The following is a 23,770-nucleotide window of genomic DNA, read 5'->3' on the forward strand; positions in this document are numbered from 1 at the left end:
AGGCGATACCCGGTTTTCTGCCCGCCCGCCATCGCCAGCGCCCGCATTTCGCGCTATGATCTTTCCCGGCAAAGTTGCCCATATTACCAAGAGACAGAACCATGCAAATCAGACATGCAGTCCTCGTCGCCAGCCTGCTCGCCGCATTCGGCGGACAAGCCCTGGCCCAGGTCCAGACCCAGACCTGCCTGCCCGGCGGAACGCCGACGACCTATCCGGTCACGAAAAAAGTCGAACAGCAGGATGTGTACCACGGCACCAGCATCGCCGACCCTTACCGCTGGCTCGAAGACGCCAACAGCGCCGAGACCAAGGAGTGGGTCGACGCCCAGAACAAGGTGACCCAAGCCTACCTGGGCCAGATCGGCGAGCGCAGCGCCATCAAGGAACGCCTGACCAAGCTCTGGAACTACGAACGCTACAGCGTGCCGTACAAGGAAAGCGGGCGCTATTTCTACAGCCGCAACAACGGCTTGCAGAACCAGTCGGTGCTCTACACCATGAAGTCGCTGAGCGACGAACCGCGTCTGCTGCTCGACCCGAACACCCTGGCCGCCGACGGCACCGTGGCGCTGGCCGGCACCGCCGTCAGCCCGGATGGCAAATACCTCGCCTACGGCACCGCCGCATCGGGCTCGGACTGGAACGAGTGGAAAGTGCGCGACATCGACACCGGCAAGGACCTGGACGACCACCTGAAATGGGTCAAGTTCTCGGGTGCGTCGTGGACCCGCGATGGCAAGGGCTTCTTCTACAGCCGCTACGATGCGCCGGAAGAAGCGGCCAAGCTGGCCGGCATCAACTACTTCCAGAAACTGTACTTCCACAAGGTCGGCACGCCGCAGAGCGAAGACACGCTGGTCTACGACCGCCCGGATGAAAAGGAATGGGGCTTCGGCGGCGAAGTGAGCAACGATGGCAAATACCTGATCATCACCGCCACCAAGGGCACCGCGCCGAAGTACCGCATCTTCTATAAAGACCTGACCAAGCAGGGTTCCAAGGTCGTGCCGCTGATCGACCAGTTCGAGGCGTCCTACAACTTCATCGACAACGACGGCCCGGTGTTCTACTTCAGTACCGACAAGAAGGCCACCCGTTCGCGCCTGGTCGCCATCGACACCCGCAAGCCGGCCGAGAAGAACTGGAAAGAGATCGTGCCCGAAACGGCGCAAACCCTGGTGGGCGCGTCGATGGTCAACAAGCAGTTCATCGTCCAGTACCTGGCCGATGCGCGCAGCATGGTCAAGATCGTCGACCGCAAGGGCAAACTGGTACGCGAGATCGCGCTGCCGGGCATCGGCTCGGCGTCGGGCTTTAATGGCAAGTCTGGCGACAGCGAGACCTTCTACTCGTTCACAGGCTTCACCAACCCGACCACCATCTACCGCCTGGACATGAAAACCGGCGCGAGCACGGTGTTCCGCAAGCCGACCGTGGACTTCGACCCGAACGCTTACGAGACGCGCCAGCAGTTCTACACCAGCCGCGATGGCACCAAGGTACCGATGTTCATCGTCTCCAAAAAGGGCCTCAAGCTCGACGGCAGCAATCCGACCTACCTGTACGGCTACGGCGGCTTTAATGTGTCGCTCACGCCCGGCTTCTCGCCGGCCAACCTGGCGTGGATGGAAATGGGCGGCGTGTACGTGGTGGCCAACCTGCGCGGCGGCGGCGAGTACGGCGAATCATGGCACGCGGCCGGCACCAAGCTGCAAAAACAGAACGTGTTCGACGACTTCATCGGCGCGGCCGAATGGCTGGTGGCGAACAAGGTGACCTCGCCCGCCAAACTGGCGATCGGCGGCGGCAGCAATGGCGGCCTGCTGGTCGGCGCGGCCATGACGCAGCGTCCGGAGCTGTTCGGCGCGGCCATTCCGCAGGTCGGCGTGCTCGATATGCTGCGCTTCCATAAGTTCACCATCGGCTGGGCGTGGATCTCGGATTACGGCTCGTCCGAGAACGCCGAGGAATTCAAGGCGCTGGTGAAGTACTCGCCGCTGCATAACCTGAAGGCGGGCGCCTGCTATCCGGCGACCATGATCACCACGGCCGACCACGACGACCGCGTGGTGCCGGCGCACAGCTTCAAGTTCGCGGCAGCCGCCCAGGCGGCGCAGGCCGGTGCTGCGCCGATCCTGATCCGCATCGACGTCAAAGCCGGCCATGGCGCCGGTAAGCCGACCACCAAGCAGATCGAGGAAGTGGCCGATCGCTGGGGCTTCCTGAGCCGCGCCCTGCGCATGAACGAGCCGGCCAAAGTGGCGGCGCAGTAAAGGTGCATGTCGCCCCCTCGCCAGCGGCTTGCGGTGAGGGGGCTTTGTTCAAAAATCGCGCTTGATCGTATTGGTCCTGAACGAACCGCTGAGTCCTTCCACGCTGACCAGGGCATACACCTCATCCTGGCCCCAGTCTTCGTTCAACTGGCCGGCGGATACGATGTTCGACAGCGAAAAACTGCCATCGACGCCCACGCGCTCGATGCCGGTGCCGCCAATACTGAACAGCGTGTCATCGAACCACTCGTCGTCGCCGCGAATCCGCGCACCGACTTTCTTGTTAACCGAGTTATAAAATCCTTCGCCGTTGACCACCACCAGATAATTGCCTGGCTGGTTTTCTGCTGGAGAAATGAACAGTGTGACTTGCATGATGGTTCTCCTGGTGCCGGCCCCGTGTGGGCAGAACTCCAGTATTTGCGATCGAAAAAGAGCGGCTTGAAGGGAAAGCAAGCCTGCTGAGCGTCGCCTTTACGCTGGATCAATGCCGGTCAAGACAAGACCCTCGCAGGGCGGCTGAGGCGGCAAAGTATCGACAAGCGCTACTCAAGATCCCGTCCGGCGGTACTTTTGGTCAAATTTTTCGCCATTGCCGCCGCGCACGTCAGAGTGAGGTCCTTTCCACCGTCAAGGACCGTCATGCAGCTCACCCGCGCCCGACCCAACGTCGCCCTGTACCTCGCCGCCATCCTGACCGGCGCCATGCTGCTGGCCGGCCCCATCCTGCAACCGGACGGTTACCACGTGTTCGCCGACGGCCGCGCCATGTCCGGCCTGGCCAACGCGGCCGATGTGCTGTCGAACCTCGGCTTCCTGCTCATCGGCCTGTACGGCCTGCTGCACGTGCGGCCATCGCGCCCGGCCCACCTCATGTTTTTCGTCGCGATCCTGATGACCGCCTTCGGCTCGTCCTGGTACCACCTGGCGCCGGACGACACGCGCCTGATCTGGGACCGGCTGCCGATCGCGCTGGCCTGCGTGTCGCTGCTGGCGGCAAGCCTGCACGACGCCTGCCCCGCGCGCTTCGCGCCATTGCCGACCCTGGCCGCCCTGTGCGCGCTGGGCGTGGCCAGCGTCTTCTGGTGGTACGCCACCGGCAACCTCGGCCCCTACCTGCTGCTGCAACTGGCGCCGCTGGTGCTGATCCCGGTGCTGCAATGGCAGAGCGGTGCAGCGCTGGCGCAGCGGCGCGCCTTGGGCATCGCGATCGGCCTGTATGTGATGGCCAAGCTGTGCGAACTGGCCGACGGTGCTATTCTGGGCGCGATCCACGCCATCAGCGGACACACGCTCAAGCACGTGTTTGCCACGCTGGCCGCGCTGGTGCTGGCCCGCATGATCGCCAGGATGCGCTGAGCGCAGTCGCAGTCCGTCCCGGCCACGTGCATTTCATGCAAGCGATGCTGCGCTGTGTCGCAAGCCGGTTCCGCCAGCATCGCTTCAGGAATACGCTGCCCGAACCTGACCCGGCCGGGCAGGGCCACCGAATCGCGCTGAGGAACCTTATGCACCGCCTGCTCGCCATCATCTCTGTTGCCGCTGTCGTTCAGGTGCAGGCATCCGCCGCCGAAGCGACGCTGCGGTTCGCGCCATCGGCCCACAAGCTGCAACGCGGCCAGCCGAACGAGCTGATGGTGCTCGGTTCGCCGCACCTGCGCCAGCTGCCGGCATCGTTCGATCCGGCCACGCTCAGTCTGCTGACCGGGCGCCTGGCGCAGTGGCGGCCGCAGGCGATCGCCATCGAGGCGCTGTCCGGACCGCAGTGCGGGTTCATGCGCAGCTTTGCGCAGCGTTACGCCGATGCGATCAAGTCGTATTGTTGGGATCCGGCGGCGGCCAGGACGGCCACCGGCCTGGATGTGCCGCAGGCGACAGTGCAGGCCGAGCGCCTGCTGGCCGCCTGGCCAGCCGCGCCAGGTGCGGCACAGCGCCGCGAGCTGGCGTCGCTGTTCCTGGCGGGCGGCGAACGGGCGTCGGCGCTGGTGCAATGGCTGCGTTTGCCCGTTGAAGAGCGGCGCGCCGGCGACGGCCTGGACGAGAATCTGGTGACGGTGCTGGCTGACCTGATGCAGCGGCCCGACGAGCACTACCGCATCGCGGCCGTGCTGGCGGCCCGCCTCGGGCACGAGCGGGTGTATCCGATGGACGACCACACGGCCGATTCGCCCGACGCCGATCCGAAAGCCGCCGGCGCCGCCATCTCGAAGGCCTGGGACAACCGCTACACGGCGGCGCGCATGCAGCGGGCCAAGACGCTGGAAAGCCGGCTCGGTACGCCGGCCGGCGTGCTGGCCATGTATCGCGCATACAACGCCCCCGGCGCAGCCGATGAGACCTTCCGCAGCGACTTCGGTGCGGCGCTCGAAGAACCTTCGCCGCAGCGTTTCGGGCGAGGCTATGTTGCCTATTGGGAGACGCGCAACCTGCGCATGGCGTCCAACATCCGCGATGTGATGGGCGCGCGTCCCGGCATGCGCGTGCTGGTGGTCGTCGGCGCGGCCCACAAGGCCTATCTGGAGGCCTACCTCGACCAGATGCACGACGTGCGCATCGTCGCCACCGACGCACTGCTGAAATAAGCCGGGCGCCCGGCCGGTCTAGCGGTGCACCACCACCAGCACGGCTTTCGCCTCGGTCTTGCCGGCATTGCGGATCACATGGTTCTGGTCGGCCGGATAGCGCGCCGTGCCGCCCAGCTTGATTTTCTTCTTGTCGCTGCCCACTTCCAGTTCCATGGTGCCGTGCAGCACTGTCATGTGCTCGCTGGTGCCCGGATCGTGCGCCTGCGACGCCAGCTCGCCACCCGGCGCCAGCGTCAGTTCATACCACTCATACTTTCCAGCAAGATCCATCGGCCCCAGGATGCGCAGCACGTAGCCGGCATGCGCGCCGTGCAGGGTCGGGGTTTCGTGGGCGTCCACCACGCGGATGGTTTCCACCGGGCGCGGGTCGGCCGACAGCAACTCGCCGATGCCGACACCCAAGGCGTTGGACAGGCGCCACGTGATCGCGATCGTGGGGTTTGCCTTCTCCCTTTCGATTTGCGATAACATCGATTTGGAGACGCCGGCGATGCGCGACAAGTCCTCCAGGGTCAGGCCGCGCGCCAGCCGCAAACGTTGCAAGGTTGCGCCTACTTCAGGTGGAGAATTGGTCGATACAGGTGGTTTCATCAGGTTTTCGGCAATCTGGACACACAAAGAAAATTTACATAAATATAAGTAAGCCGAGGGTTGCCAAGTGCACCTGCCTTGGGTAACATCCATTATATTGAATTTGTGTTCGACATAACGGAATTTTTCGACGCGGTTGTAGTCGAACGCTCCGGAGCACGGTACAGCATAGTTTCACCGGCGGTCAAGCCGGCAACCACATGACGAGGAATAATGATGAGCGAGCAAGCGAAAAGTGCGTTTTTCAGTGGCCTGCAGCACAAGCTGGACACGCTGCGCGAGCAGGGCCTGTACAAGCCGGAACGCGTGCTGGCCTCGCGCCAGGGCGCCGAAGTGGTGGCCGACGATGGCCGCACCCTGATTAATATGTGCGCCAACAATTACCTCGGCCTGTCGGGCGACCTGCAAACGCAGCAGGCCTCGATCGAGGCGACCGAAAAATACGGCTACGGCTTGTCTTCCGTGCGCTTCATCTGCGGCACCCAGACCGTCCACAAGGAACTCGAAAAAGCCATCTCCGCCTTCCTCGGCCTTGATGACACGATCCTGTACGCGGCCGCTTTCGATGCCAACGGCGGCGTGTTCGAGCCGCTCTTCGACGAGAACGACGCCATCATCTCCGACGCGCTCAATCACGCCTCGATCATCGACGGCATCCGCCTGTGCAAGGCCGGCCGCTACCGCTACCAGCACAACGACATGGCCGACCTCGAAGTGCAGCTGCAAGCGGCCATTGCCGCCGGCAAGCGCCACAAGGTCATCGTCACCGACGGCGTGTTCTCGATGGACGGCACCATCGCCCAGCTGGACAAGATCTGCGACCTGGCCGACCAGTACGGCGCGCTGGTCATGATCGACGAATGCCACGCCTCGGGCTTCATGGGCAAGACCGGGCGCGGCACGCACGAACACCACAACGTCATGGGCCGCATCGACATCATCACCGGCACCCTGGGCAAGGCCCTGGGCGGCGCGATGGGCGGCTTTACCGCCGCGCGCAAGGAAGTGATCGACACGCTGCGCCAGAAATCGCGCCCGTACCTGTTCTCGAACACGCTGGCGCCCTCGATTGCCGGCGCGTCGCTGTCGGTGCTCGAGCGCATTTCGACGTCGACCGAACTGCGCGACCGCCTGATGGACAACACCGCCTACTTCCGCAAGGAGATCGAGCGCATTGGATTTACCATCAAGCCGGGCACGCACCCGGTGGTGCCCGTCATGCTGTTCGAGGCGCCGGTGGCGCAGCGCTTCGCGGCGCGCATGTACGAACTGGGCGTGCTCCTCTCCGGCTTCTTTTACCCGGTGGTGCCGATGGGGCAGGCGCGGGTGAGGGTGCAGCTGTCGGCCGCGCACACCCGCGAACAGCTCGACACGGTCCTTGCGGCATTCGAACAGGCCGGGCGCGAGCTGGGCATTCTCAAGATTTAAGCACACGCTTACAAGAACACTAATACGGAACTCAAGCACATGGAACGCATTCTCATCATCGGCGCGAACGGCCAGATTGGCAGTGAACTGGCCGGCGCGCTGGCGCAGCAGCATGGCGCCGGCAACGTCATCGCCTCGGATATCGGCGCGGCCAACGTTTACAAGGCGGCGCGCTACACCCAGCTCGACGTGCTCGATAAAACCCGCCTCGCGGCCCTGGTGGCCGACGAAGGCATCACCCAGGTGTACCAGCTGGCGGCGCTGCTCTCGGCCACCGGCGAACAGGCCCCGCTCAAGGCCTGGACCCTGAACATGGACGGCCTGCTCAACATCCTCGAAGTGGCGCGCGAACGCGGCGAAGCTGGCAAACCCCTGCGCGTGTTCTGGCCATCGTCGATCGCCGCCTTCGGCCCGAATACGCCGCCGCAGAACACGCCGCAGTACACGGTGATGGACCCGACCACCATCTACGGCATCAGCAAACTGGCCGGCGAACGCCTGTGCGAGTACTACTGCACCAAATACGGCGTGGACGTGCGCAGCATCCGTTACCCCGGCATCATCAGCTTCAAGTCGCCTCCGGGCGGCGGCACCACCGACTACGCGATCGCGATCTTCCACGCGGCCCTGCGCGGCGAACGCTACGAATGCTTCCTCGGCCCCGAGACCACGCTGCCGATGATCTACATGCCCGACGCGATCCGCGCCACCATCGAACTGATGGATGCGCCGGCTGCCAACGTCGCCGTGCGTTCGGCCTACAACGTGGCCGGCCTGTCGTTCAATCCGGGCGAGCTGGCCGCTGCCATCCGGCGCGCCATGCCGGCTTTTGAGATCGGCTACAAACCGGACAGCCGCCAGGCGATCGCCGCCAGCTGGCCGCAAAGCCTGGACGACAGCACCGCCACGGCCGACTGGGGCTGGAAGGCGCAGATCGGGCTCGATCAACTGGTGGCCGACATGCTCGCCAATATCGACGTCAGCCTCACCAAGGCCGCCTGATCCGTATTACCCACACCGATAAAAAACACACAAGAGGCACCTGATGGACATGAGCGTATTCGACCTATTCAAAATCGGCATCGGGCCGTCGAGTTCCCACACCGTGGGGCCGATGGTGGCGGCGCGGCGCTTTTTGGTCGAATGCGGTCCGTTGGAGCGGGCGGTGGGTGTCGAGGCGGCGCTGTATGGCTCGCTGGCGCTGACCGGCGTGGGCCACGCCACCGACAAGGCGGTCATCCTCGGCCTGATGGGCGAAACGCCGCAGGGCGTGGACCCCGAGCGGGTCGACGACATGCTGGCCGAAGTCGAACTCGATGGCGTGATCAAGCTGCTCGGCACCCATGAAGTACCGTTTTCGGCGCGCACCGGCCTGGTGTGGCACAAGAGTTCCTCGCTGCCCGAGCACCCGAACGGCATGCGCTTCACGCTCAAGCTGGACGACGGCAGCATCATCGAACGGATTTTCTACTCGGTCGGCGGCGGCTTCATTCACGCCGCCGGCGAATCGCAGGCGCGCCAGAGCAATGGCGAGAGCACCGCGCCGGTTCCCTACAGCTTCGACACCATGAACCAGCTGCTGGCGCACGGGCGCGCGAGCGGCCTGTCGATTCCGCAGATGCTGCGCGCGAACGAGTGCGCGCGCATGGATGGCGCGCAGCTTGATGCCGGCATCGACAAGATCTGGCAGGTGATGCGCGACTGTATCGCCCATGGCCTGGTCACCGGCGGCCAGCTGCCCGGCGGCTTGAACGTCAAGCGCCGCGCCGCCAACCTGTGGAAGCAGTCCGAAGATGCGAAGAACGGCGACAACCGCGCCAACGACCTGCCGCACGACGCGGTGCATCAGGTGAGCCTGTACGCGATGGCGGTCAACGAAGAAAACGCCGCCGGCGGACGCGTGGTGACGGCGCCGACCAACGGCGCGGCCGGCATCATCCCGGCGGTGCTGCGCTACTACGCCGAAGACTGCCGCCCGAGCGATCCGGTGCGCGGGGTGCGCGACTTCATGCTGACCTCGGCCGCAATCGGCATGCTGTGCAAGAAGAATGCATCGATCTCCGGCGCCGAAATCGGCTGCCAGGGTGAAGTCGGCGTGGCCTGCGCGATGGCGGCGGCCGGACTGGTGGCGGCGCTGGGCGGCACCAATGAACAGATCGAGAACGCGGCCGAAATCGGCATCGAACATCACCTCGGCATGACGTGCGACCCGATCGGCGGGCTGGTGCAGATTCCGTGCATCGAGCGTAACGGCATGGGCGCGATCAAGGCCATTACCGCGGCTTCCCTGGCGCTCAAGGGCGACGGCACGCATTTTGTGAGCCTGGACGACGTCATCGAAACCATGCGCCAGACCGGCGCCGACATGCAGGACAAGTACAAGGAAACCTCGCTCGGCGGGCTGGCGATTCATGTGGTGACGGTCAACCACGCGGCTTGCTGAGGGGCGCCGCGTGAGCGATACTTTCGACGCGCTGGCGGCAAGTACCGGGATCGCTTTGCCAACCAGCCTGCGCCATCTGATCGAGCGTGGTGCGAACAGCTACGACGATCCGGAACGCACCGCAATGGCTGCGCTGTATGATTTCGAATGGCTGTCGGCGCCGGAGGCGCAAGCAGTCATCGCCGGCTGGCTCAATCCAGTAAAACAGAACGGCAATCTGTTCCTGCCGTTCGCACGGTCAGGCGCGGGTGACGCCTGGTGCCTGGTGCGCTTGCGCAGCGGCGAAGAGGGCGTGTGCATGGTCTGGCACGATGCCGGGCGATCAACGCTGCATTACGCCGGTTTCGACCACTTTGTGGTGGGCGAGTACCTCAATGTGTTTGCCGAGCTCGATTTGCTCGATGACGATGACGGCGATCCGGTGGCATTGCTGCGGGCCGATGTCGCCAGGGTGAGCGCTCTGCTCGATCCGGCGCTGCACAGCGTGCTGTCAGACTGCCTGGACAAGACGCCGGCCGAGTATCCCTACCAGCAGGGACCAACAGCACGCGTCGAGATGGTGCTGGCGCTCATTAGCCAGGATGAGTTGAACGCGCTGACCTCCACGTTAAGCATGCCTGATCCGGTTGTCTTCGATGTTGTGGCGCGTTGGGAAGAGTAGCCCGGTCCAGCAATAGTCTCACTTACTTGATCCCGATTAACAGCCGCCGTAGTTTTTTCGCCCGCTGGCCGTGATGGTGTAGGTCCCGCCGCGCGGACCAGTGTGACAGGTCGGGCCGGTTGCCTGCCGCTCCTGCAGTCGACGGGGCCGGTCGCCATCTCCCTTTGAGGCGGTTGTCGGCGCATCATCAACGCGTTTTTCCATCGCCAGTCTGGCCGTTGCGCGCCGCTCGCTTGGCTGGGCGCGATGGCAGTGATAGTCACCTGTCCGGCGGTTGTTATGACAGCCTTCCGCATTCAATCCCCCGCCATGGGCAGACACGTCCGCCGCGCTCAGCAAAAAGAGGGCGGACAGCATCCATATCTGTCGACAGATCGGCCGTTGCAGCGGCTGCGGTGAGGCAGGAATAGACAAATACATCGTAATTATTCCTCAGTTGGGATACCAAAGGTTACAGATATTTTTGCCAAACATACTATCGAAAAGTCACCTCGGAAACTTTTGTTGTCTGTCCTCGAGGCAATGCGCATGCCGCCTACAAAGTCGGTTTTACGTCCGCTTTGATCCTGGTGCAACTGGGACCAGCCGGCAATATTGATTTGCTCGTCATTCGTATTTTAGGGCCTTGCCGTGGCGGTGGACCGTCTACAAGCTGTCGCTGCAATAGAGCAATGCAATCAGTTTTCGCAGTTCTACATCCGCGAGTGCCTGAAGAAACTGGCGACCGGCAGCGCAGCGGTGCTGAAGCAGGCCGAAGCCAGGGCGGCGGCCACGATTGCCGGTTGGGATGAAAGCCCTACCTACATCAAGGAGGCCGGCCTGAAACTGCGCGCCGCAAACGCGTCGTTCGTGCGCGACCGCCAGGTGCAGTGCGCCTTCGCTTCCGCGCTGACCGGGGGCGGCGCCGGCAATTCGCATGAGATCAAGCGTCTGGCGTGTGTGGCCGACATGAATGCCCGACGTACATTCCAACTCGACCGCGATACCGGAAAATTGGTGCCTGAATAACACTCAAAAGCTGTCTTTTCAGTCACTCCACATGACCCGGAGTCCCGAGCCGCACTACGCTGCGCTCCCTGACAGCGCACTCAGATACCCGAGCACCGCTCCCTCGATGGGGCCGGCCAGCGCCGCCGACACCACCGTTTCGATGCGCCCGGCCGCATCGGTCAGCGCGCTGATCAGGGCCATCAGGTCGGTGGCCGTGCGTCCGGCACGCGCCGGATCCAGTCCCGGGTACGTGGCAAGAAAGCCGGCAAGCGCGGCATGCATTGCCGCCGCATGGGCGGTACCGGGCATGAGCGAGGCCAGCCGGCCCTGTTCGGTATCGAGCAACCGGGCCAGTTGCGGCCGGCGCAGCTGGTAGCGGATGCCTAGTTCGACCAGGTCGCGCAGGGCGCGCCGGTGGTCCGGCCCTTGCAAGGCCTCGCTCGCCTCGCGCACCAGCTCGAACGATTCGCGTTCGATCAGCGCGATCGTCACCGCATCCTTGGTCGGAAAATACTGGTACAGCGATCCGATGCTCACGCCGGCGCGGGCGGCGATGGCATTTGTTGTGTATCCCTCAAGTCCGTGCTGCTCAAGAATGTGAGCTGCCCCTTCCAGTATGGTGCCGACGGTATGCGCGGAACGGGGCTGGGACGGCGTCTTCCTTGGCGCCAGCCTGCGCGCGGTCGCCTTCTTCGATTGCGAGTTGTTCATGGGGCAGCATGCTCATATCATTTCCCGGTCAAGTCAAGCGCAATTTTGAGACGCTTGACGCAACCAGGAAAGAACCACGCATGAACCATTCTCAATACATGTCCATCGCCGCCGCCGACCAGGCGTTGTTGCTGCAAACCGTGAGCGCAGTGCAGGCGGCCGGCCGCGCCGTCAAGGCGCTGTTCGACCCGGCCGCGCGTCCGCACACCATGCAGGAGATCGCATCGGCCATTGCCGCCAACGACGGCGTCTCGATGTCCATCTTGCGCCAGGCCCTGGCGCAAGCGCGTCCGGCCGCCCGCTGGGACGACGATGAAGAAGGGCGTGGCCCGCTGCCTGCTGGCGAATGGTGGGTATGCGATCCGGTCGAAGGCGCGATCCACCATATCCACGGTTCGCCGCACTGGGGCGTGACGGCGACGCTGGTGCGCGACAACGTGCCGGTCCTGAGCGCGATTTACCTGCCGCTGACCGGCGACACCTACACCGCGCTGGCGGGTGGCGGCGCATGGCGCGACGGCACCCGCTTGCATGTGTCATCCAAGTCCGATCTGCGCGCCGCCATGGTGGGAACCGGCCAGGCGGCGCCGGGCGAGGGTGCCGCTACGCACCGGCGCCTCGGCCGGTCGGTCACGGCGATGCTGGAAGCGGCGCTGGTGGTGCAGGTGTCGGTGCCGTCGACCATGCAGCTGATCGCCGTCGCCGGCGGCCATCAGGACCTGTTCTGGCAGTTCAGCCAGGTGCGTTCGGGCCTGTTTGCCGGGGCCTTGCTCGTTGCCGAAGCGGGCGGCCGGGTGAGCGACCTGCACGGCCAGCCCTGGCATCCCGGCAGCGGTGCCTTTTTGGCGGGCGCGCCGGCGCTGACGGTTGCGGCGCTGGCCGTACTGGCGAATAGCGACGCGGGCGCTGCCCAATGAAGCTGGCTATTTTCGGCGCCACCGGCGGCGTGGGCCGGCATGTCGTCGAGCAGGCCCTGCACGCCGGTCATGAGGTCACGGCGCTGGTGCGCAGTGCCGGCGGTGTGCCGCTTGCGCATCGTGGCCGGCAGCCTTGCACACGCGGATGCCGTCGAAGCGGTGGTGCGGGACGCCGACGCCGTCATCAGCATGCTCGGCGTGCGCAAGGGAGACACGGCCGCCATCTGCACCGACGGCGTGGGCAGCATCGTGCGGGCGATGGACGCGGCCGGGGCGCGCCGCCTGATCGCATTGAGCGCCTACGGGGCCTCGGAAACGCGTAAAGCCTCGCTGTTTATTCGCCTGGTGCGCAAGATCATCGCCGCCAAAATGCGCGACAAGGACGGCATGGAAGCCGTTGTGCGCGCCAGTGGGCTCGACTGGACGCTGGTTCGGCCAGCGGTTCTGACCAACGGCCCGCACACTGGCCATGTCCGGGCCGGGGCCAGCCTTCGCCCCGGCCTCGCGGGACGCATTTCGCGCGCCGACCTGGCCGCTTTCCTGCTGCGCGAAGCAGCGGACGGAAACGACATCGGCGGCGCGGTTGTGGTGTCACGCTAGTGCTATTTGACCTTGGTGCTGGCCTCGACCGATTGCTGCATGCGCGCTTGTGCCTGAACCAGGGCGTTCTGGATCTTGCTGAACGGGCCCTTGTCCTTCGCATTGGCGAACACCAGGTTGCCGTTGTCGCCCAGGCTGATCTTTCCGAGGCGTGCCTCGGCAAAATCCAGGCGGCCGCCGAGGAGGGCCAGGAAGGCTTTTTGCGCTGCCGCGTTTCGCTCGGCATCGCGCAACCTGACCACCATGGTCTTGTCGAACCTGTCTTTGATCAGGCTGCGCACACCATCCGGCAATGGCGTCTGGGCGATATAGCGGTCCGCCTGCTGCTTGCGTGAGCGCAGGCTTTCCTCGTCTTCAAGGGCGAGCGCCGTCATGGCGGCGATCGCAGCGCGCGATTTGGCAATCCCGGCGGCCGATACGAGGGAGGCGTCGGCATACACCTCTTCCTTGTCGTACGCGCTCATTTTCGCAGCGGCGGCTTTCACCTGCGCACTTTGTTGCGCCATCATGCTGGTAAAACCCCGGTTGAACTCCTGCATTTTGGCCACGTCGGCCGGCGTGCGGACCAGTTTCGCCGCTTCCGCGATTTCCTGTTGCGTGGCGGCGATGCCGGTGCTGCCGGTAAATGCAAGGGAGCATGCGAGTATCAGACTGGCAATATTGCGTGTGATGGTCATCGTGGTGGATCGCCTATATGTTCTTGAATATTTGTCATTATAGAAGATTCCAAAAAGGAAATCATATTGACATGGGCGCCCAACAGCGCCGGTTTTGCGGCCGTTGCAGCGCCGCAAAGCCCTCCGTCAGGCCGCTTGCAGCAGGTCGAGCGTATGGCGCGCGATCATCAGCTCCTCGTTGGCCGGCACCACCCACACGCCCACCTTGCTGTGTGGGGCGCTGATGCAGGCTACCTCGCGCGGATTGGCGGCGTTGGCATCCGCATCGAGCGCCACGCCGAGCCAGGCGGCGTCGCGGCACACGGCGGCGCGCACGGCCACGCTGTTTTCGCCGATCCCGCCCGAGAACACCAGCGCATCGAGTCCGCCCAGCGCGGCCGCCAGCGACCCGAGTTCGCGCCCGATCCGGTACACCAGCAGGTCGATCGCCAGGCGCGCCGCCGGCGCCTCGCTCTGTTCGAGCACGCGCATGTCGGACGAGATGCCGGACACGCCCAGCAGCCCCGATTGCTGGTACAGCAGCTTCTGCACCGCCGCCACATCCCATCCCAGTTCGTCGATCAGGTACAGCACCACGCCCGGGTCGAGCGTGCCGCAGCGGGTGCCCATCGGCAGCCCGTCGACGGCGGTAAAGCCCATGGTGCTGGCCATGCTGCGCCCGGCCGCCATGGCGCACATGCTGGCGCCGTTGCCCAGATGCGCAGCGACCACCCTGGCGCCGGCCAGGCGCGCATCGGCCTGCGGCAGGCGGCTGGCGATGTATTCGTACGAGAGCCCATGAAAGCCGTAGCGCCGGATGCCCAGGTCCGTGATGGCCGCCGGCAGCGCAAAGGCTTGCGCCAGCGCCGGCTGGGCGGTGTGGAAGGCGGTGTCGAAGCAGCCGGTCTGCGGCACGCCGGGCGCCATGGCCATCATGGCGCGCACCGCCGCCAGGTTGTGCGGCAGGTGCAGGGGCGCCAGCGGCACCAGGGCGTCGAGCGCGGCCAGCACAGTCTCGTCGAGCGCCTGCGGCCCGCTGTAGTGCATGCCGCCGTGGACGATGCGGTGGCCGACGGCGGCGATGCGGTGGCCGTCCAGCCGCTGCTCCACGAAATCGATCAGATGGCGCATGCCCGCCGCATGGTCCAGCGGCGCCTCGGTCCAGGTCTGTTCGCCCAGGATGGCGCCACTGGCGCCCTTGGCGACGAAGCGGGTAGGGCCGCTGTACAGATTGTCGATGCTGCCCTTGACCAGCAGTTCCAGCGCGTCTCCCTTGAACAGGGTGAACTTGATGCTCGACGAGCCGGCGTTGATGACGACGATGCAGTCGTTCGGCGCCGCCATCACAGGCCCAGGATCTTCACGCCCGTCAGGCGGCTTTGCGCCACCAGCACCGCCACCGCGCACGAGGCCAGGCGCGCCTCGAGCGAATCGGCGCGGCTGGTCAGCACCAGCGGCACGCGCGCCCCCAGCACGATGCCGGCCGCCGCCGCATTGGCCATGAAACTGAGGCTCTTGGCCAGCATGTTGCCCGCTTCCAGGTCGGGCGCGACCAGGATATTCGCGCGTCCGGCCACCGGCGAGTCCAGGTCCTTGATCGCCGCCGCTTCCGGGTCGATCGCGTTGTCCATGGCCAGCGGGCCGTCCACCAGAGCGCCGGTGATCTGGCCGCGGTCGGCCATCTTGCACAGGGCCGCCGCGTCGATGGTCGATGGCATCTTGGCGCTTACGGTTTCCACCGCCGCCAGGATCGCTACCCGCACTTCCGGGAATTTCAGGATGTGCGCCAGGTCGATCGCGTTCTGCACGATGTCGACTTTGTCCGACAAGGTGGGAATGATGTTGACGGCGGCGTCGGTGATGATCAGCGGTTCGTCGCGGCCCGGCACGTCCATCACGAAGCAGTGGCTCAGGCGGCGCGCGGTGCGCAGCCCGGTATCGGCGGCGACCACGGCGCCCATCAGTTCGTCGGTGTGCAGGCTGCCTTTCATGAGGATGGCGGCGCTGCCGTCGCGCACCAGTTCGACTGCGCGCCGGGCCGACGCATGGCTGTGCTCGGTGTCGTGGAGCGGCAGTGCCGAGATGTCCAGGTCGGCTTCGGCGGCGGCCGCTTCGATGCGCGCGCGCGGGCCGACCAGTATCGGCGTGATCAGGCCGAGGCGGGCCGCGTGCAGCGCCGCTTCGAGGGCGTGGCGGTCGCATGGATGCGCCAGCGCCACGGTGACCGGGCCGGCCGCGCGCGCCAGGTCGATCAAACGGTCAAAGTACGGATGTGGCACGGATGAGACGGTCATGGTTTCTCCCAGAATGAGCGGGCGATGATAGCAGCAAACAATGGCGGCAGGCGGCGCCTGCCTGCCGCCGTGCACGGCTCCCCGCCATCCCGGCCGCAACAGCGTGCAGGCAGTGTTGGCGAGAATCATTTTTCGCAAAGAGCGCTTCCACTACGCCATTTTTTTCGGTAAAAAACCGGAAATCGCCCCTGATGTCGCGTGTCAGGGCCCGCCGCACTATAATAAGTGTTCGATCGCATTGTTCTGCTCCCTGCTGTTAGCCAAAACGGACCTATCCACTCTATGCACTACGTGTCTACCCGCGCCGCCAAGGCCACCGCTTCAGAAGCCCCCCAACAATTCTCCGACATCCTGCTGGGTGGCCTCGCGCCCGACGGCGGCCTGTACCTGCCGGCCGAGTATCCGCAGGTGACCGGGGTCGAACTCGATGCCTGGCGCAAGCTGTCGTACGCCGACCTGGCCTTCGAAATCCTGAAAAAATTCGCGACCGACATTCCCGAAGCGGACCTCAAAAAGCTGACCAGGAAGACCTACACGGCGGACGTGTACCGCAACGTGCGCAAGGGCGAAAAAAGCGCGGACATTACCCCGCTGCGCATCCTCGAACAACACGGCGACAAGACCCTGATCCTGCAAGCGCTGTCGAACGGCCCGACCCTGGCCTTCAAGGACATGGCGATGCAGTTGCTGGGCAACCTGTTCGAGTACACCCTGGCCAAGGACGGCGCGGAACTGAACATCTTCGGCGCCACCTCGGGCGACACCGGCAGCGCCGCCGAATACGCCATGCGCGGCAAGAAGGGCATCCGCGTGTTCATGCTCTCGCCGCACAAGAAAATGAGCGCCTTCCAGAGCGCGCAAATGTTCAGCCTGCAGGACCCGAACATCTTCAACATCGCGGTCGAAGGCGTGTTCGACGATTGCCAGGACCTGGTCAAGGCGGTCTCGAACGACCTGCCGTTCAAGGCGAAGCAAAAGATCGGCACCGTCAATTCGATCAACTGGGCGCGCGTGGTGGCGCAGGTGGTGTACTACTTCCGCGGCTACCTCGCGGCCACCACCGAGAATACCCAAAAAGTCTCGTTCACGGTCCCGTCGGGGAACTTCGGCAATATCTGCGCCGGCCACATCGCCCGCATGATGGGCCTGCCGATCGACCGCCTGGTCGCCGCCACCAATGAAAACGACGTGCTCGACGAATTCTTCCGCACCGGCGTGTACCGCGTGCGCAAGTCGGCCGAGACGTACCACACCAGCAGCCCGTCGATGGACATCTCCAAGGCGTCCAACTTCGAGCGCTTCATTTACGACCTGGTCGGGCGCGACGCCGAGCGCGTGCGCGCACTGTTCCACAAGGTCGAAACCCAGGGCGGTTTTGACTTGTCGGGCAAACCTGGCAGCGACGGCGACGAATTCAAGCTGGTCTCGAACTACGGTTTCTCGTCGGGTAAATCGACCCACAAGGACCGCCTCGACACCATCCGCGACGTGGCCGACGACTTCGACATCACCATCGACACCCACACAGCCGACGGCATCAAGGTCGCGCGCCAGTACATGGCGCCGGGCGTGCCGATGATCGTGCTGGAGACCGCGCTGGCGGCCAAGTTCAACGAAACCATCCTCGACGCGCTGGGCGTGGACGCCGAGCGTCCGCCGGGCTTCGAAGACATCGAGTCGCTGCCGCAAAAGTTCGTCGTCATGCCGGCCGACGTGAAGCAGATGCAGGCCTACATTGCCGCCAACACGGGTCTGTAAGCGCATGGCCAACGAATCACCCAAGAGCCGCCCGCCGATGCTGTCGGTGCGCGCGGCGCTCGACTTCCTGCAAGGCGCGGCGCGCCCGGTGACGGACACGGAAGTCGTGCAGACCCTGGGCGCCAACGGCCGCGTGCTCGCCGCCGCCCAGGTCTCGACCATCGACGTGCCGTCCGCCGACAACACGCAAATGGATGGTTACGCCGTGCGCGCGGCCGATTGCGCCAGCGGCGCGGCCACACTCACGGTCACCCAGCGCATCCCGGCCGGCACGGTCGGCCAGCCTTTGGTGGCCGGCACGGCGGCGCGCATTTTCACCGGCGCCATGATCCCGCAAGGGGCCGACGCGGTCGTGATGCAGGAGCAGTGCGAAGCGGGGCCAGATAACACGGTCACCATCAGGCACGCGCCGCAGGCGGGCGAATGGATCCGCCGCGCCGGCGAAGACATCGAAGCTGGCGGCGCCATCCTGGCCGCCGGCACGCGCCTGCGCAGCCAGGAGCTGGGCCTGGCCGCATCGGTCGGCCTGGCCAGCCTGCCAGTCTACCGGCGCCTGCGCGTGGCGGTGTTTTTCACCGGCGACGAGCTGACCATGCCGGGCGAAGCGCCGGGCGGGCAACTGGCGCCGGGCGCCATCTACAATTCCAACCGCTTCACCCTGCGCGCGCTGCTGGAAAACCTGGGCTGCGCGATTTCCGACTTCGGCATCGTGCCAGATACCCTGGACGCGACCCGCGAAACCCTGCGCAACGCCGCGCGCCAGAACGACTTGATCATCACCTCGGGCGGCGTGTCGGTCGGCGAGGAAGACCACATCAAGCCGGCGGTGGAAGCCGAAGGGCGCCTGAACATGTGGCAGATCGCCGTCAAGCCGGGCAAACCGCTGGCCTTCGGCGAAGTCGATCGCGATGGCGGATCGGCGTTCTTCCTTGGTTTACCCGGTAATCCGGTGTCGAGTTTCGTGACATTCCTGCTGTTCGTGCGCCCGTTCATCCTGCGCTTGCAGGGCGTGTCCGGCAGCGTCGAACCGCGCGCGCACGCCATGCGCGCCGACTTCGACTGGCCCAGGGCTGACCGCCGCAACGAGTTCCTGCGCGTGCGCATCAACGACGCCGGCGGGCTCGATCTGTTCCCCAACCAGAGTTCGGGCGTGCTCACGTCCACCGTCTGGGGCGACGGCCTGCTCGACAATCCGGCCGGCCAGGCGATCAAGGCGGGCGACATCGTGCGCTTCATCCCATTTAGCGAATTACAGCATTAGGCATAACAGGCATCGATGAACATTACACTGCGTTTTTTCGCCAGCGTGCGCGAAGCACTTGGCACTTCCCAGGAAACGGTCGTTCTTCCAACGGGCATCGGCACGGTCGGCCAGGTGCGCCGCCACCTCATGGAACGCGGCGAGAAGTGGCAGCAGGCCCTGTCGGAGCAGCGCGCCCTACGCATGGCCTGCAAGCAGGTCATGTGCGGTCCCGACCAGGAAGTGGAAGAGGGCGACGAAGTGGCGTTCTTCCCACCTGTGACGGGCGGCTGAAGCGATTAGTCCTGGCGCGCGACCCAGGCCGCGACGCCCTCGACGCTGCGAAAATCGGCGACCGAGCGGCAGGCAATCTGCGGATGGCGCGCCTGCATCATGCGCGCCAGGGCCGACCCCGGCCCCAGTTCCAGCGCGACCGTCACGCCGGCTTCCACCGCCGCATCCATGCAGTCGCTCCAGCGGATCGTCTGCACCAGCTGGCGCGATAATTCATCCACCGCCTGCGCTTTGGTGTGCAGCGCCAGTGCGCTCACGCCGCCAAGCACCGGGCACGCCGGCATGGCGAAACGCAGCGCTTGCAGGGCCGCGTCAAACGCCGGACGGGCCGGCGCCATCAGCGCCGTATGCGAGGCCACCGCGACCGGCAGGCGCTGGAGCTTTGCGCCTTCGGCGGCCACCGCGTCGCCCAGTGCCGCCAGATTCCCGGCCAGGCCGCCGGCGATGCAGGCATCGTAGCCGTTGACGATCGCGATCCCGTATCCATATTCCGCAGCCAGAGCGGCGGCCTTGTCGATCGCCACGCCGCTCATCGCTACCAGCGCCTGTTCGGGGCCGGCACGGGCCGCGTCATCCATCGCCATCGCCCGTACCCGGCTTAGCGCAATGGCGTCGAGCGGCGCCAGCGCGCCCGCCACCGACCACGCGGCGACTTCACCGATACTGTACCCGGCGGCCAGCATCGGCGTCGGCAGATGTGCACGCAGCGCTTCCCACAGCGCCAGCGCGGCTGCCACAATCGCTGGCTGGGCCACCGCGTTATCGAACAGCGTGGCGGCATCCAGACCGATGCCTGCCTGCTCGAGCAGGGCCGCGCCAGCGGCGTTGCTGCGCGCCAGGTCGAACATGCCCGCATGCTGGCCGCCCTGGCCCGAGCACATGATGAACAGGCCTTGCGTCACCGTTCGTGCTCCACGGTCAGCGCGTGCACGAAGCAGCTCGCCGCCAGCAGGTCGGCTGCGCCGCCGGGCGACAGATTGCGCTCGACGAACGCGTGGTGGATCGCCAGCGCGTGCGCTTCCCAGCCGGGTGACGCGGTGCCGCCGGCATGGCAAAAGGCGCTGGCCTGGATGCGCACAAAGGCCGCGCCCTGCGGCCCGCCCCGGTGCACCACGTTGGTGTCGCTAACGTGAACCATCAGCGCGAACAGCGCGTCGATGCGCGCCTGCTTGATGTCGCGTCCATCCTGGAGCGTACGCCGTAAGGCGCCCAGGCCGGTGCGGAAAACCGACGGCAGGCCGCTGGCCGCTTCGTGGCGCGCTCCTCTGGCGCCGTGCTTTGCGGCGACCACCAGTCCGTTCGACTGCTGGTCGATCGCTGTGGTGTGGCCGCCCAATTGCTTGCCCCATCCCGCCAGCAAATGCGTTTGCAGCACGGCTGCCGTCAGGTCGCCGCCGTGGGCGCAGGCCCGTCCGGCGGCCGCGCACAGCAGGCCAAGGCTGAAAATCGCGCCGCGATGGGTGTTGACGCCGCCGGTGGCACGCAGCATGCGCTGCTCGGCGTCGATGCCGAGCCGCTTGAGCGTGGCAAACGGGGCGCCCTGGCTGCCGGCGAGGCAAATGTGGCGGAAGTAGTGGCGCAGCGAGAACAGGCTGCGCATGAAGGTGGCGGCGTTCATGTCGGTGTGGCTGCCGTTGTCGACCATCGACACCAGCCCCGGTTTGGGATACAGCGCCAGTTCGGCGTACAGGCTGGCGATGGCCAGCCTTGCCACGTGCCGGGTGAGCCGGCGCGTATCGACAAGAGTCGAGGTGTCCATCATGCGAGCAGTTCCCGCAGCGAGTCCGTGCTGACCAAACGCACGCTGACAGCGTCCTTGACCAGCACGCGCGTGCCGGCCGCCGCATCGCGCCACTCTTTCCAGGCGACGGCGGCGCCGTCCGGGAAGACGATCTCGCCGTCAAGCGGAAGGTGCGCGGCGTGCGTTTGCAGCAGTTGCATGCCGGCGTCGAGTTCGGGCAGGCTTGCGGGCTTGAACAGGAGGTCGATGTCGGACGATTCGGTCAGATAGGTCAGGCCGGTGACGGCTTGCAGGGCCAGCGATCCGTAGGCGCGCAGGCTGATGGTGCCGGCATCGGCCAGCAGCGCCGCCAAGGGCGCTGCCCATCGCTCCGGCGCCGCTGCTGCGGCGGCGTGCAGCGGCAGCGGATGGTCGGCGCGGGCCACGCTGTTTTCGTTCACCTGTAAGGCGATGCGCAGTTTGCGGCCCGCATCCGGCGGCAGCGCCAGACCCAGACACACTGTGCCTGGCAAGGCATCCGGTGTGCGGCGCGTGATAATCAACGGCCAGTCATGCGCGCGCCATTGTTCCAGCGCCTGCGCATGTGCGGGCGCGGCGCCGTCGAGCGCGGCGGCCCAGCCGGCGCTGTTTAACCAGGCCTGGTCATGGCGCGAGAACATTCGACCCTGCGACGATGGCGGCGATGACCGGTTGCGCGAACTTGCGCCCGCCGCGTTCCAGCCCGCGCGCGCTGCGCGCGTCGGTCGGGCCGGCGTCACTGAATGCCTTTGCCAGGCTGGCGGCCAGGTCGCCATCCCAGATTGCTTCGATGCCGCCCATGCGGGCGTAGTTCTCCGGCCCCGGCGCGAAAACCGGATTCGATACCGCCAGTTCGGTCAGCCGTTCTTCCGGCACCTTGGTGATGCGCGCCATCGCCGGCAAACCCATGACGCGGATGGTGGCGTCGGGCAGGGCGTAGCAGGCGTCGGCCATCATGCCACTGGTGATAAACCCGCCCGACAGCGCCTGGTCGTACACCAGTCCGACGACCTTGTGGCCGGAGCGGCGCGCCAGGTCCACGCATTTGCCCAGGTGCGCCATGAAGCTGTTGATGCCTAACATTTCGTCGCGGTGGCGCAGGCGCTGGCCTACGGTGTCGACCATGATCAGGATCGGCCGGCCCGGATGCTCGCGTACCGTTTGCAGCACGAAGCGGGCCTGCGCCAGCGCGATCTCGACCCCGATCGGGGCGTGCCCGGTGGTGCCGACAACCGCAATCTCGGCGCCAGCGACGCGCGCGCTGCCGGAGAGGAAATTGTCGGTGTCGGTGATCGCATGGCCTTCGGGGAAGAGCTGTGGGGCGAGTTCGTTCCAGTTCATCGTGCACCTCCGGGTGTAAAGCTGGCCGCGAGGGCGGCAAAAGCGTCGGCCTCCATCATCGGCACGGCGGCCGGGTCGGGGATGCCCAGTTCGCGCCAGGCGTCGAGCGGGTCGGCGCAGCCGCCGAAGCGGGCAATCCGGTCGCTCAGTAAATCCTGTTCGGCTTCCAGCGCGGCCAGGCTCAGTTCCACGCCGCCGGCCGAACTATGCGCGATGGCGGCAATGGCGGCATCGCGGAAGGCTTGCACCTCGTCGGGCACGATGGCCTGGCAGTCGCCCATCAGGTAGCGGTGCTTGCCGCCGGTGGTACGCCAGACCAGCGCGCGGTCGCGCGAATCGAATTCTTCGACGCCGGACGCGGTTTCGATTACTTCGGGGCCGGACATGGCCAGCCGGCCTTCTTCCGACATCACCACCGCGTTGGCGCAGCGCGCCACGATGCCCATGCCGCCGAAGCAGCCATTCGAGCCGCCCACCAGCGCGATTACGGGAATGCCGGCGGCGCGCGCGTCGAGCAGGGCGCGCATGACTTCGGACACGGCGATCAGGCCGGCGTTGGCTTCGTGCAGGCGCACGCCGCCGCTTTCCAGCAGCAGCACCACGGCGGCGGCTTTCTCGCGCACCGCGCGGCGCAGCAGGCCGGTGAGCTTGGCGCCGTGGACTTCGCCCACTGCCCCGCCCATGAAACCGCCTTCCTGCGCGGCGCAGAACACCGGCTGGCCGGCCAGCTGCGCGCGGCCCACGGCCACGCCATCGTCAAAGGCGACCGGCGCGTCGAGCTGCCCGAGGTGCGGGCTGACCACGCGTGCCGAAGGCGGCAGGAATTCTTCGAAGCTGCCGGCGTCGAACAGGCGCGCCAGGCGTTCGCGCGCGGTCAGTTCCATGTAGCTACTAACTGCGCTGCTCATGCGTCTTCTCCCAGCATCGTTTGCACCGCCTGGTCCAGCCGCAGGCTGACCACGGCGGGTGTGGCGCCCATGTCGTTGATGTCGATGCGCGTATCCATCAGTTGCCAGCGCTCGTGAAAGTCGCGCATTACCGCTTCCCAGGTAGCGCCGAAGCCCACGGCGGCGGTCTTGATGGCGATGGTGCAGGCACCGTCCAGCGGCGCCGATTCGATCAGCACTTCCAGGTTGCCTGAGCCGACCACGCCGACCACCTGCGCCTGCGCAGGCAGCACGCGGGTGCCGTTTTCGAAGCGATATTCGAGCGTTTCCATAATGTCT

Annotated in this window: 25 protein-coding genes and 1 pseudogene; 13 read left to right on the forward strand and 13 right to left on the reverse strand. The window is 65.7% G+C overall.

Features of this window, described 5'->3' with window-relative positions; genetic code table 11:
- The first annotated feature begins 101 nt into the window (after nt 1-101).
- Nucleotides 102-2,276 (forward strand): prolyl oligopeptidase family serine peptidase, encoded by a 2,175-nt coding sequence (locus F1609_RS27880; protein WP_187363155.1) that lies wholly within the window; start codon nt 102-104, stop codon nt 2,274-2,276.
- A 48-nt stretch (nt 2,277-2,324) separates the two neighbouring features.
- Here F1609_RS27880 and F1609_RS27885 read toward each other — a convergent pair whose 3' ends face one another.
- Nucleotides 2,325-2,651: a hypothetical protein gene (locus F1609_RS27885; protein ID WP_167080194.1), complete on the reverse strand. Its 327-nt coding sequence runs from the start codon at nt 2,649-2,651 to the stop codon at nt 2,325-2,327.
- A gap of 267 nt (nt 2,652-2,918) precedes the next feature.
- Here F1609_RS27885 and F1609_RS27890 point away from each other — a divergent pair, with 267 nt between their 5' ends.
- Both F1609_RS27890 and F1609_RS27895 read left to right on the forward strand, forming a co-directional pair.
- Entirely contained in the window at nt 2,919-3,635 is a 717-nt protein-coding gene (locus F1609_RS27890) for a hypothetical protein (protein WP_167080195.1), read from the forward strand.
- Nucleotides 3,636-3,784: 149 nt separating this feature from the next.
- Nucleotides 3,785-4,858 (forward strand): DUF5694 domain-containing protein, encoded by a 1,074-nt coding sequence (locus F1609_RS27895; protein WP_167080197.1) that lies wholly within the window; start codon nt 3,785-3,787, stop codon nt 4,856-4,858.
- 18 nt (nt 4,859-4,876) lie between these two features.
- Here F1609_RS27895 and F1609_RS27900 read toward each other — a convergent pair whose 3' ends face one another.
- On the reverse strand, nt 4,877-5,452 hold the full coding sequence (locus tag F1609_RS27900) for a helix-turn-helix domain-containing protein (protein WP_167080198.1): 576 nt from the start codon (nt 5,450-5,452) through the stop codon (nt 4,877-4,879).
- Between the two features lie 216 nt (nt 5,453-5,668).
- On the opposite strand from F1609_RS27900, the gene kbl reads away from it, so the two are divergent.
- The 4 genes from kbl to F1609_RS27920 are packed head-to-tail and all read left to right on the forward strand — an operon-like array spanning nt 5,669 to nt 9,984.
- On the forward strand, nt 5,669-6,880 hold the full coding sequence (gene kbl, locus F1609_RS27905) for a glycine C-acetyltransferase (RefSeq protein ID WP_167080200.1): 1,212 nt from the start codon (nt 5,669-5,671) through the stop codon (nt 6,878-6,880).
- A gap of 39 nt (nt 6,881-6,919) precedes the next feature.
- Nucleotides 6,920-7,882: an NAD-dependent epimerase/dehydratase family protein gene (locus F1609_RS27910; protein ID WP_167080202.1), complete on the forward strand. Its 963-nt coding sequence runs from the start codon at nt 6,920-6,922 to the stop codon at nt 7,880-7,882.
- 43 nt (nt 7,883-7,925) lie between these two features.
- Entirely contained in the window at nt 7,926-9,323 is a 1,398-nt protein-coding gene (locus tag F1609_RS27915) for an L-serine ammonia-lyase (RefSeq protein ID WP_167080203.1), read from the forward strand.
- Between the two features lie 10 nt (nt 9,324-9,333).
- A complete protein-coding gene (locus tag F1609_RS27920) occupies nt 9,334-9,984 on the forward strand; it encodes an SMI1/KNR4 family protein (protein WP_167080205.1) in 651 nt (216 codons plus the stop codon).
- A 36-nt stretch (nt 9,985-10,020) separates the two neighbouring features.
- On the opposite strand, the gene F1609_RS27925 is transcribed toward F1609_RS27920, so the two are convergent.
- On the reverse strand, nt 10,021-10,404 hold the full coding sequence (locus F1609_RS27925; RefSeq protein WP_229422106.1) for a YHYH domain-containing protein: 384 nt from the start codon (nt 10,402-10,404) through the stop codon (nt 10,021-10,023).
- A gap of 210 nt (nt 10,405-10,614) precedes the next feature.
- Between F1609_RS27925 and F1609_RS27930 the strand changes: the two genes are divergently transcribed.
- Complete coding sequence (locus F1609_RS27930) at nt 10,615-10,992, forward strand: lysozyme inhibitor LprI family protein (RefSeq protein WP_167080206.1); 378 nt, start codon at nt 10,615-10,617, stop codon at nt 10,990-10,992.
- Between the two features lie 54 nt (nt 10,993-11,046).
- On the opposite strand, the gene F1609_RS27935 is transcribed toward F1609_RS27930, so the two are convergent.
- The gene (locus F1609_RS27935; RefSeq protein WP_167080208.1) at nt 11,047-11,685 is read right to left on the reverse strand and encodes a TetR/AcrR family transcriptional regulator; all 639 of its coding nucleotides are present in this window, start codon (nt 11,683-11,685) and stop codon (nt 11,047-11,049) included.
- Nucleotides 11,686-11,765: 80 nt separating this feature from the next.
- On the opposite strand from F1609_RS27935, the gene F1609_RS27940 reads away from it, so the two are divergent.
- Nucleotides 11,766-12,602 (forward strand): inositol monophosphatase family protein, encoded by an 837-nt coding sequence (locus tag F1609_RS27940; RefSeq protein ID WP_196785500.1) that lies wholly within the window; start codon nt 11,766-11,768, stop codon nt 12,600-12,602.
- Nucleotides 12,599-13,202: pseudogene (locus F1609_RS34875) on the forward strand (NAD(P)-dependent oxidoreductase). The gene F1609_RS27940 and the pseudogene F1609_RS34875 overlap by 4 nt, the downstream one beginning before the upstream one ends.
- A gap of 2 nt (nt 13,203-13,204) precedes the next feature.
- On the opposite strand, the gene F1609_RS27950 reads toward F1609_RS34875, so the two are convergent.
- From F1609_RS27950 to F1609_RS27960, 3 genes are read right to left on the reverse strand one after another with little or no spacing between them, the layout of a single operon-like run.
- Nucleotides 13,205-13,996, reverse strand: coding sequence for a hypothetical protein (locus F1609_RS27950; RefSeq protein WP_167080210.1), 792 nt, complete (start codon nt 13,994-13,996; stop codon nt 13,205-13,207).
- Between the two features lie 9 nt (nt 13,997-14,005).
- Nucleotides 14,006-15,202 carry an acetate/propionate family kinase gene (locus F1609_RS27955; RefSeq protein ID WP_167080212.1) on the reverse strand — a complete coding sequence of 399 codons (1,197 nt, stop codon included), beginning with the start codon at nt 15,200-15,202 and terminating at the stop codon, nt 14,006-14,008.
- Nucleotides 15,202-16,152, reverse strand: coding sequence for a phosphate acetyltransferase (locus F1609_RS27960; protein ID WP_167080214.1), 951 nt, complete (start codon nt 16,150-16,152; stop codon nt 15,202-15,204). Before F1609_RS27960 ends, F1609_RS27955 begins: the two co-directional genes overlap by 1 nt.
- A 282-nt stretch (nt 16,153-16,434) precedes the next feature.
- On the opposite strand from F1609_RS27960, the gene thrC reads away from it, so the two are divergent.
- Genes thrC through moaD form a run of 3 tightly spaced genes read left to right on the forward strand, consistent with a single transcriptional unit; the run spans nt 16,435 to nt 19,444 of the window.
- Nucleotides 16,435-17,910: a threonine synthase gene (gene thrC, locus F1609_RS27965; RefSeq protein ID WP_167080216.1), complete on the forward strand. Its 1,476-nt coding sequence runs from the start codon at nt 16,435-16,437 to the stop codon at nt 17,908-17,910.
- 4 nt (nt 17,911-17,914) lie between these two features.
- Complete coding sequence (locus F1609_RS27970; protein WP_167080218.1) at nt 17,915-19,171, forward strand: molybdopterin molybdotransferase MoeA; 1,257 nt, start codon at nt 17,915-17,917, stop codon at nt 19,169-19,171.
- A 15-nt stretch (nt 19,172-19,186) separates the two neighbouring features.
- Entirely contained in the window at nt 19,187-19,444 is a 258-nt protein-coding gene (moaD, locus tag F1609_RS27975) for a molybdopterin converting factor subunit 1 (protein ID WP_167080220.1), read from the forward strand.
- A 5-nt stretch (nt 19,445-19,449) separates the two neighbouring features.
- Here the strand turns inward: moaD and F1609_RS27980 are convergent, their stop codons facing one another.
- From F1609_RS27980 to mdcC, 6 genes are read right to left on the reverse strand one after another with little or no spacing between them, the layout of a single operon-like run.
- Entirely contained in the window at nt 19,450-20,346 is an 897-nt protein-coding gene (locus tag F1609_RS27980; RefSeq protein ID WP_167080222.1) for an ACP S-malonyltransferase, read from the reverse strand.
- Entirely contained in the window at nt 20,343-21,206 is an 864-nt protein-coding gene (gene mdcB, locus F1609_RS27985; protein ID WP_167080224.1) for a triphosphoribosyl-dephospho-CoA synthase MdcB, read from the reverse strand. Before mdcB ends, F1609_RS27980 begins: the two co-directional genes overlap by 4 nt.
- Complete coding sequence (mdcG, locus tag F1609_RS27990; protein WP_167080227.1) at nt 21,203-21,844, reverse strand: malonate decarboxylase holo-[acyl-carrier-protein] synthase; 642 nt, start codon at nt 21,842-21,844, stop codon at nt 21,203-21,205. The genes mdcB and mdcG overlap by 4 nt, the downstream gene beginning before the upstream one ends.
- Entirely contained in the window at nt 21,828-22,544 is a 717-nt protein-coding gene (locus tag F1609_RS27995) for a biotin-independent malonate decarboxylase subunit gamma (protein WP_167080229.1), read from the reverse strand. The genes mdcG and F1609_RS27995 overlap by 17 nt, the downstream gene beginning before the upstream one ends.
- Nucleotides 22,541-23,452, reverse strand: a complete 912-nt coding sequence (locus F1609_RS28000) for a biotin-independent malonate decarboxylase subunit beta (RefSeq protein WP_167080231.1) — start codon at nt 23,450-23,452, stop codon at nt 22,541-22,543. Before F1609_RS28000 ends, F1609_RS27995 begins: the two co-directional genes overlap by 4 nt.
- On the reverse strand, nt 23,449-23,763 hold the full coding sequence (gene mdcC / locus F1609_RS28005) for a malonate decarboxylase acyl carrier protein (protein ID WP_167080233.1): 315 nt from the start codon (nt 23,761-23,763) through the stop codon (nt 23,449-23,451). Before mdcC ends, F1609_RS28000 begins: the two co-directional genes overlap by 4 nt.
- Nucleotides 23,764-23,770 lie beyond the last annotated feature (7 nt).

This window comes from Massilia aquatica (assembly GCF_011682045.1).
GTDB classification, from domain to species: Bacteria; Pseudomonadota; Gammaproteobacteria; order Burkholderiales; family Burkholderiaceae_D; genus Telluria_A; species Telluria_A aquatica.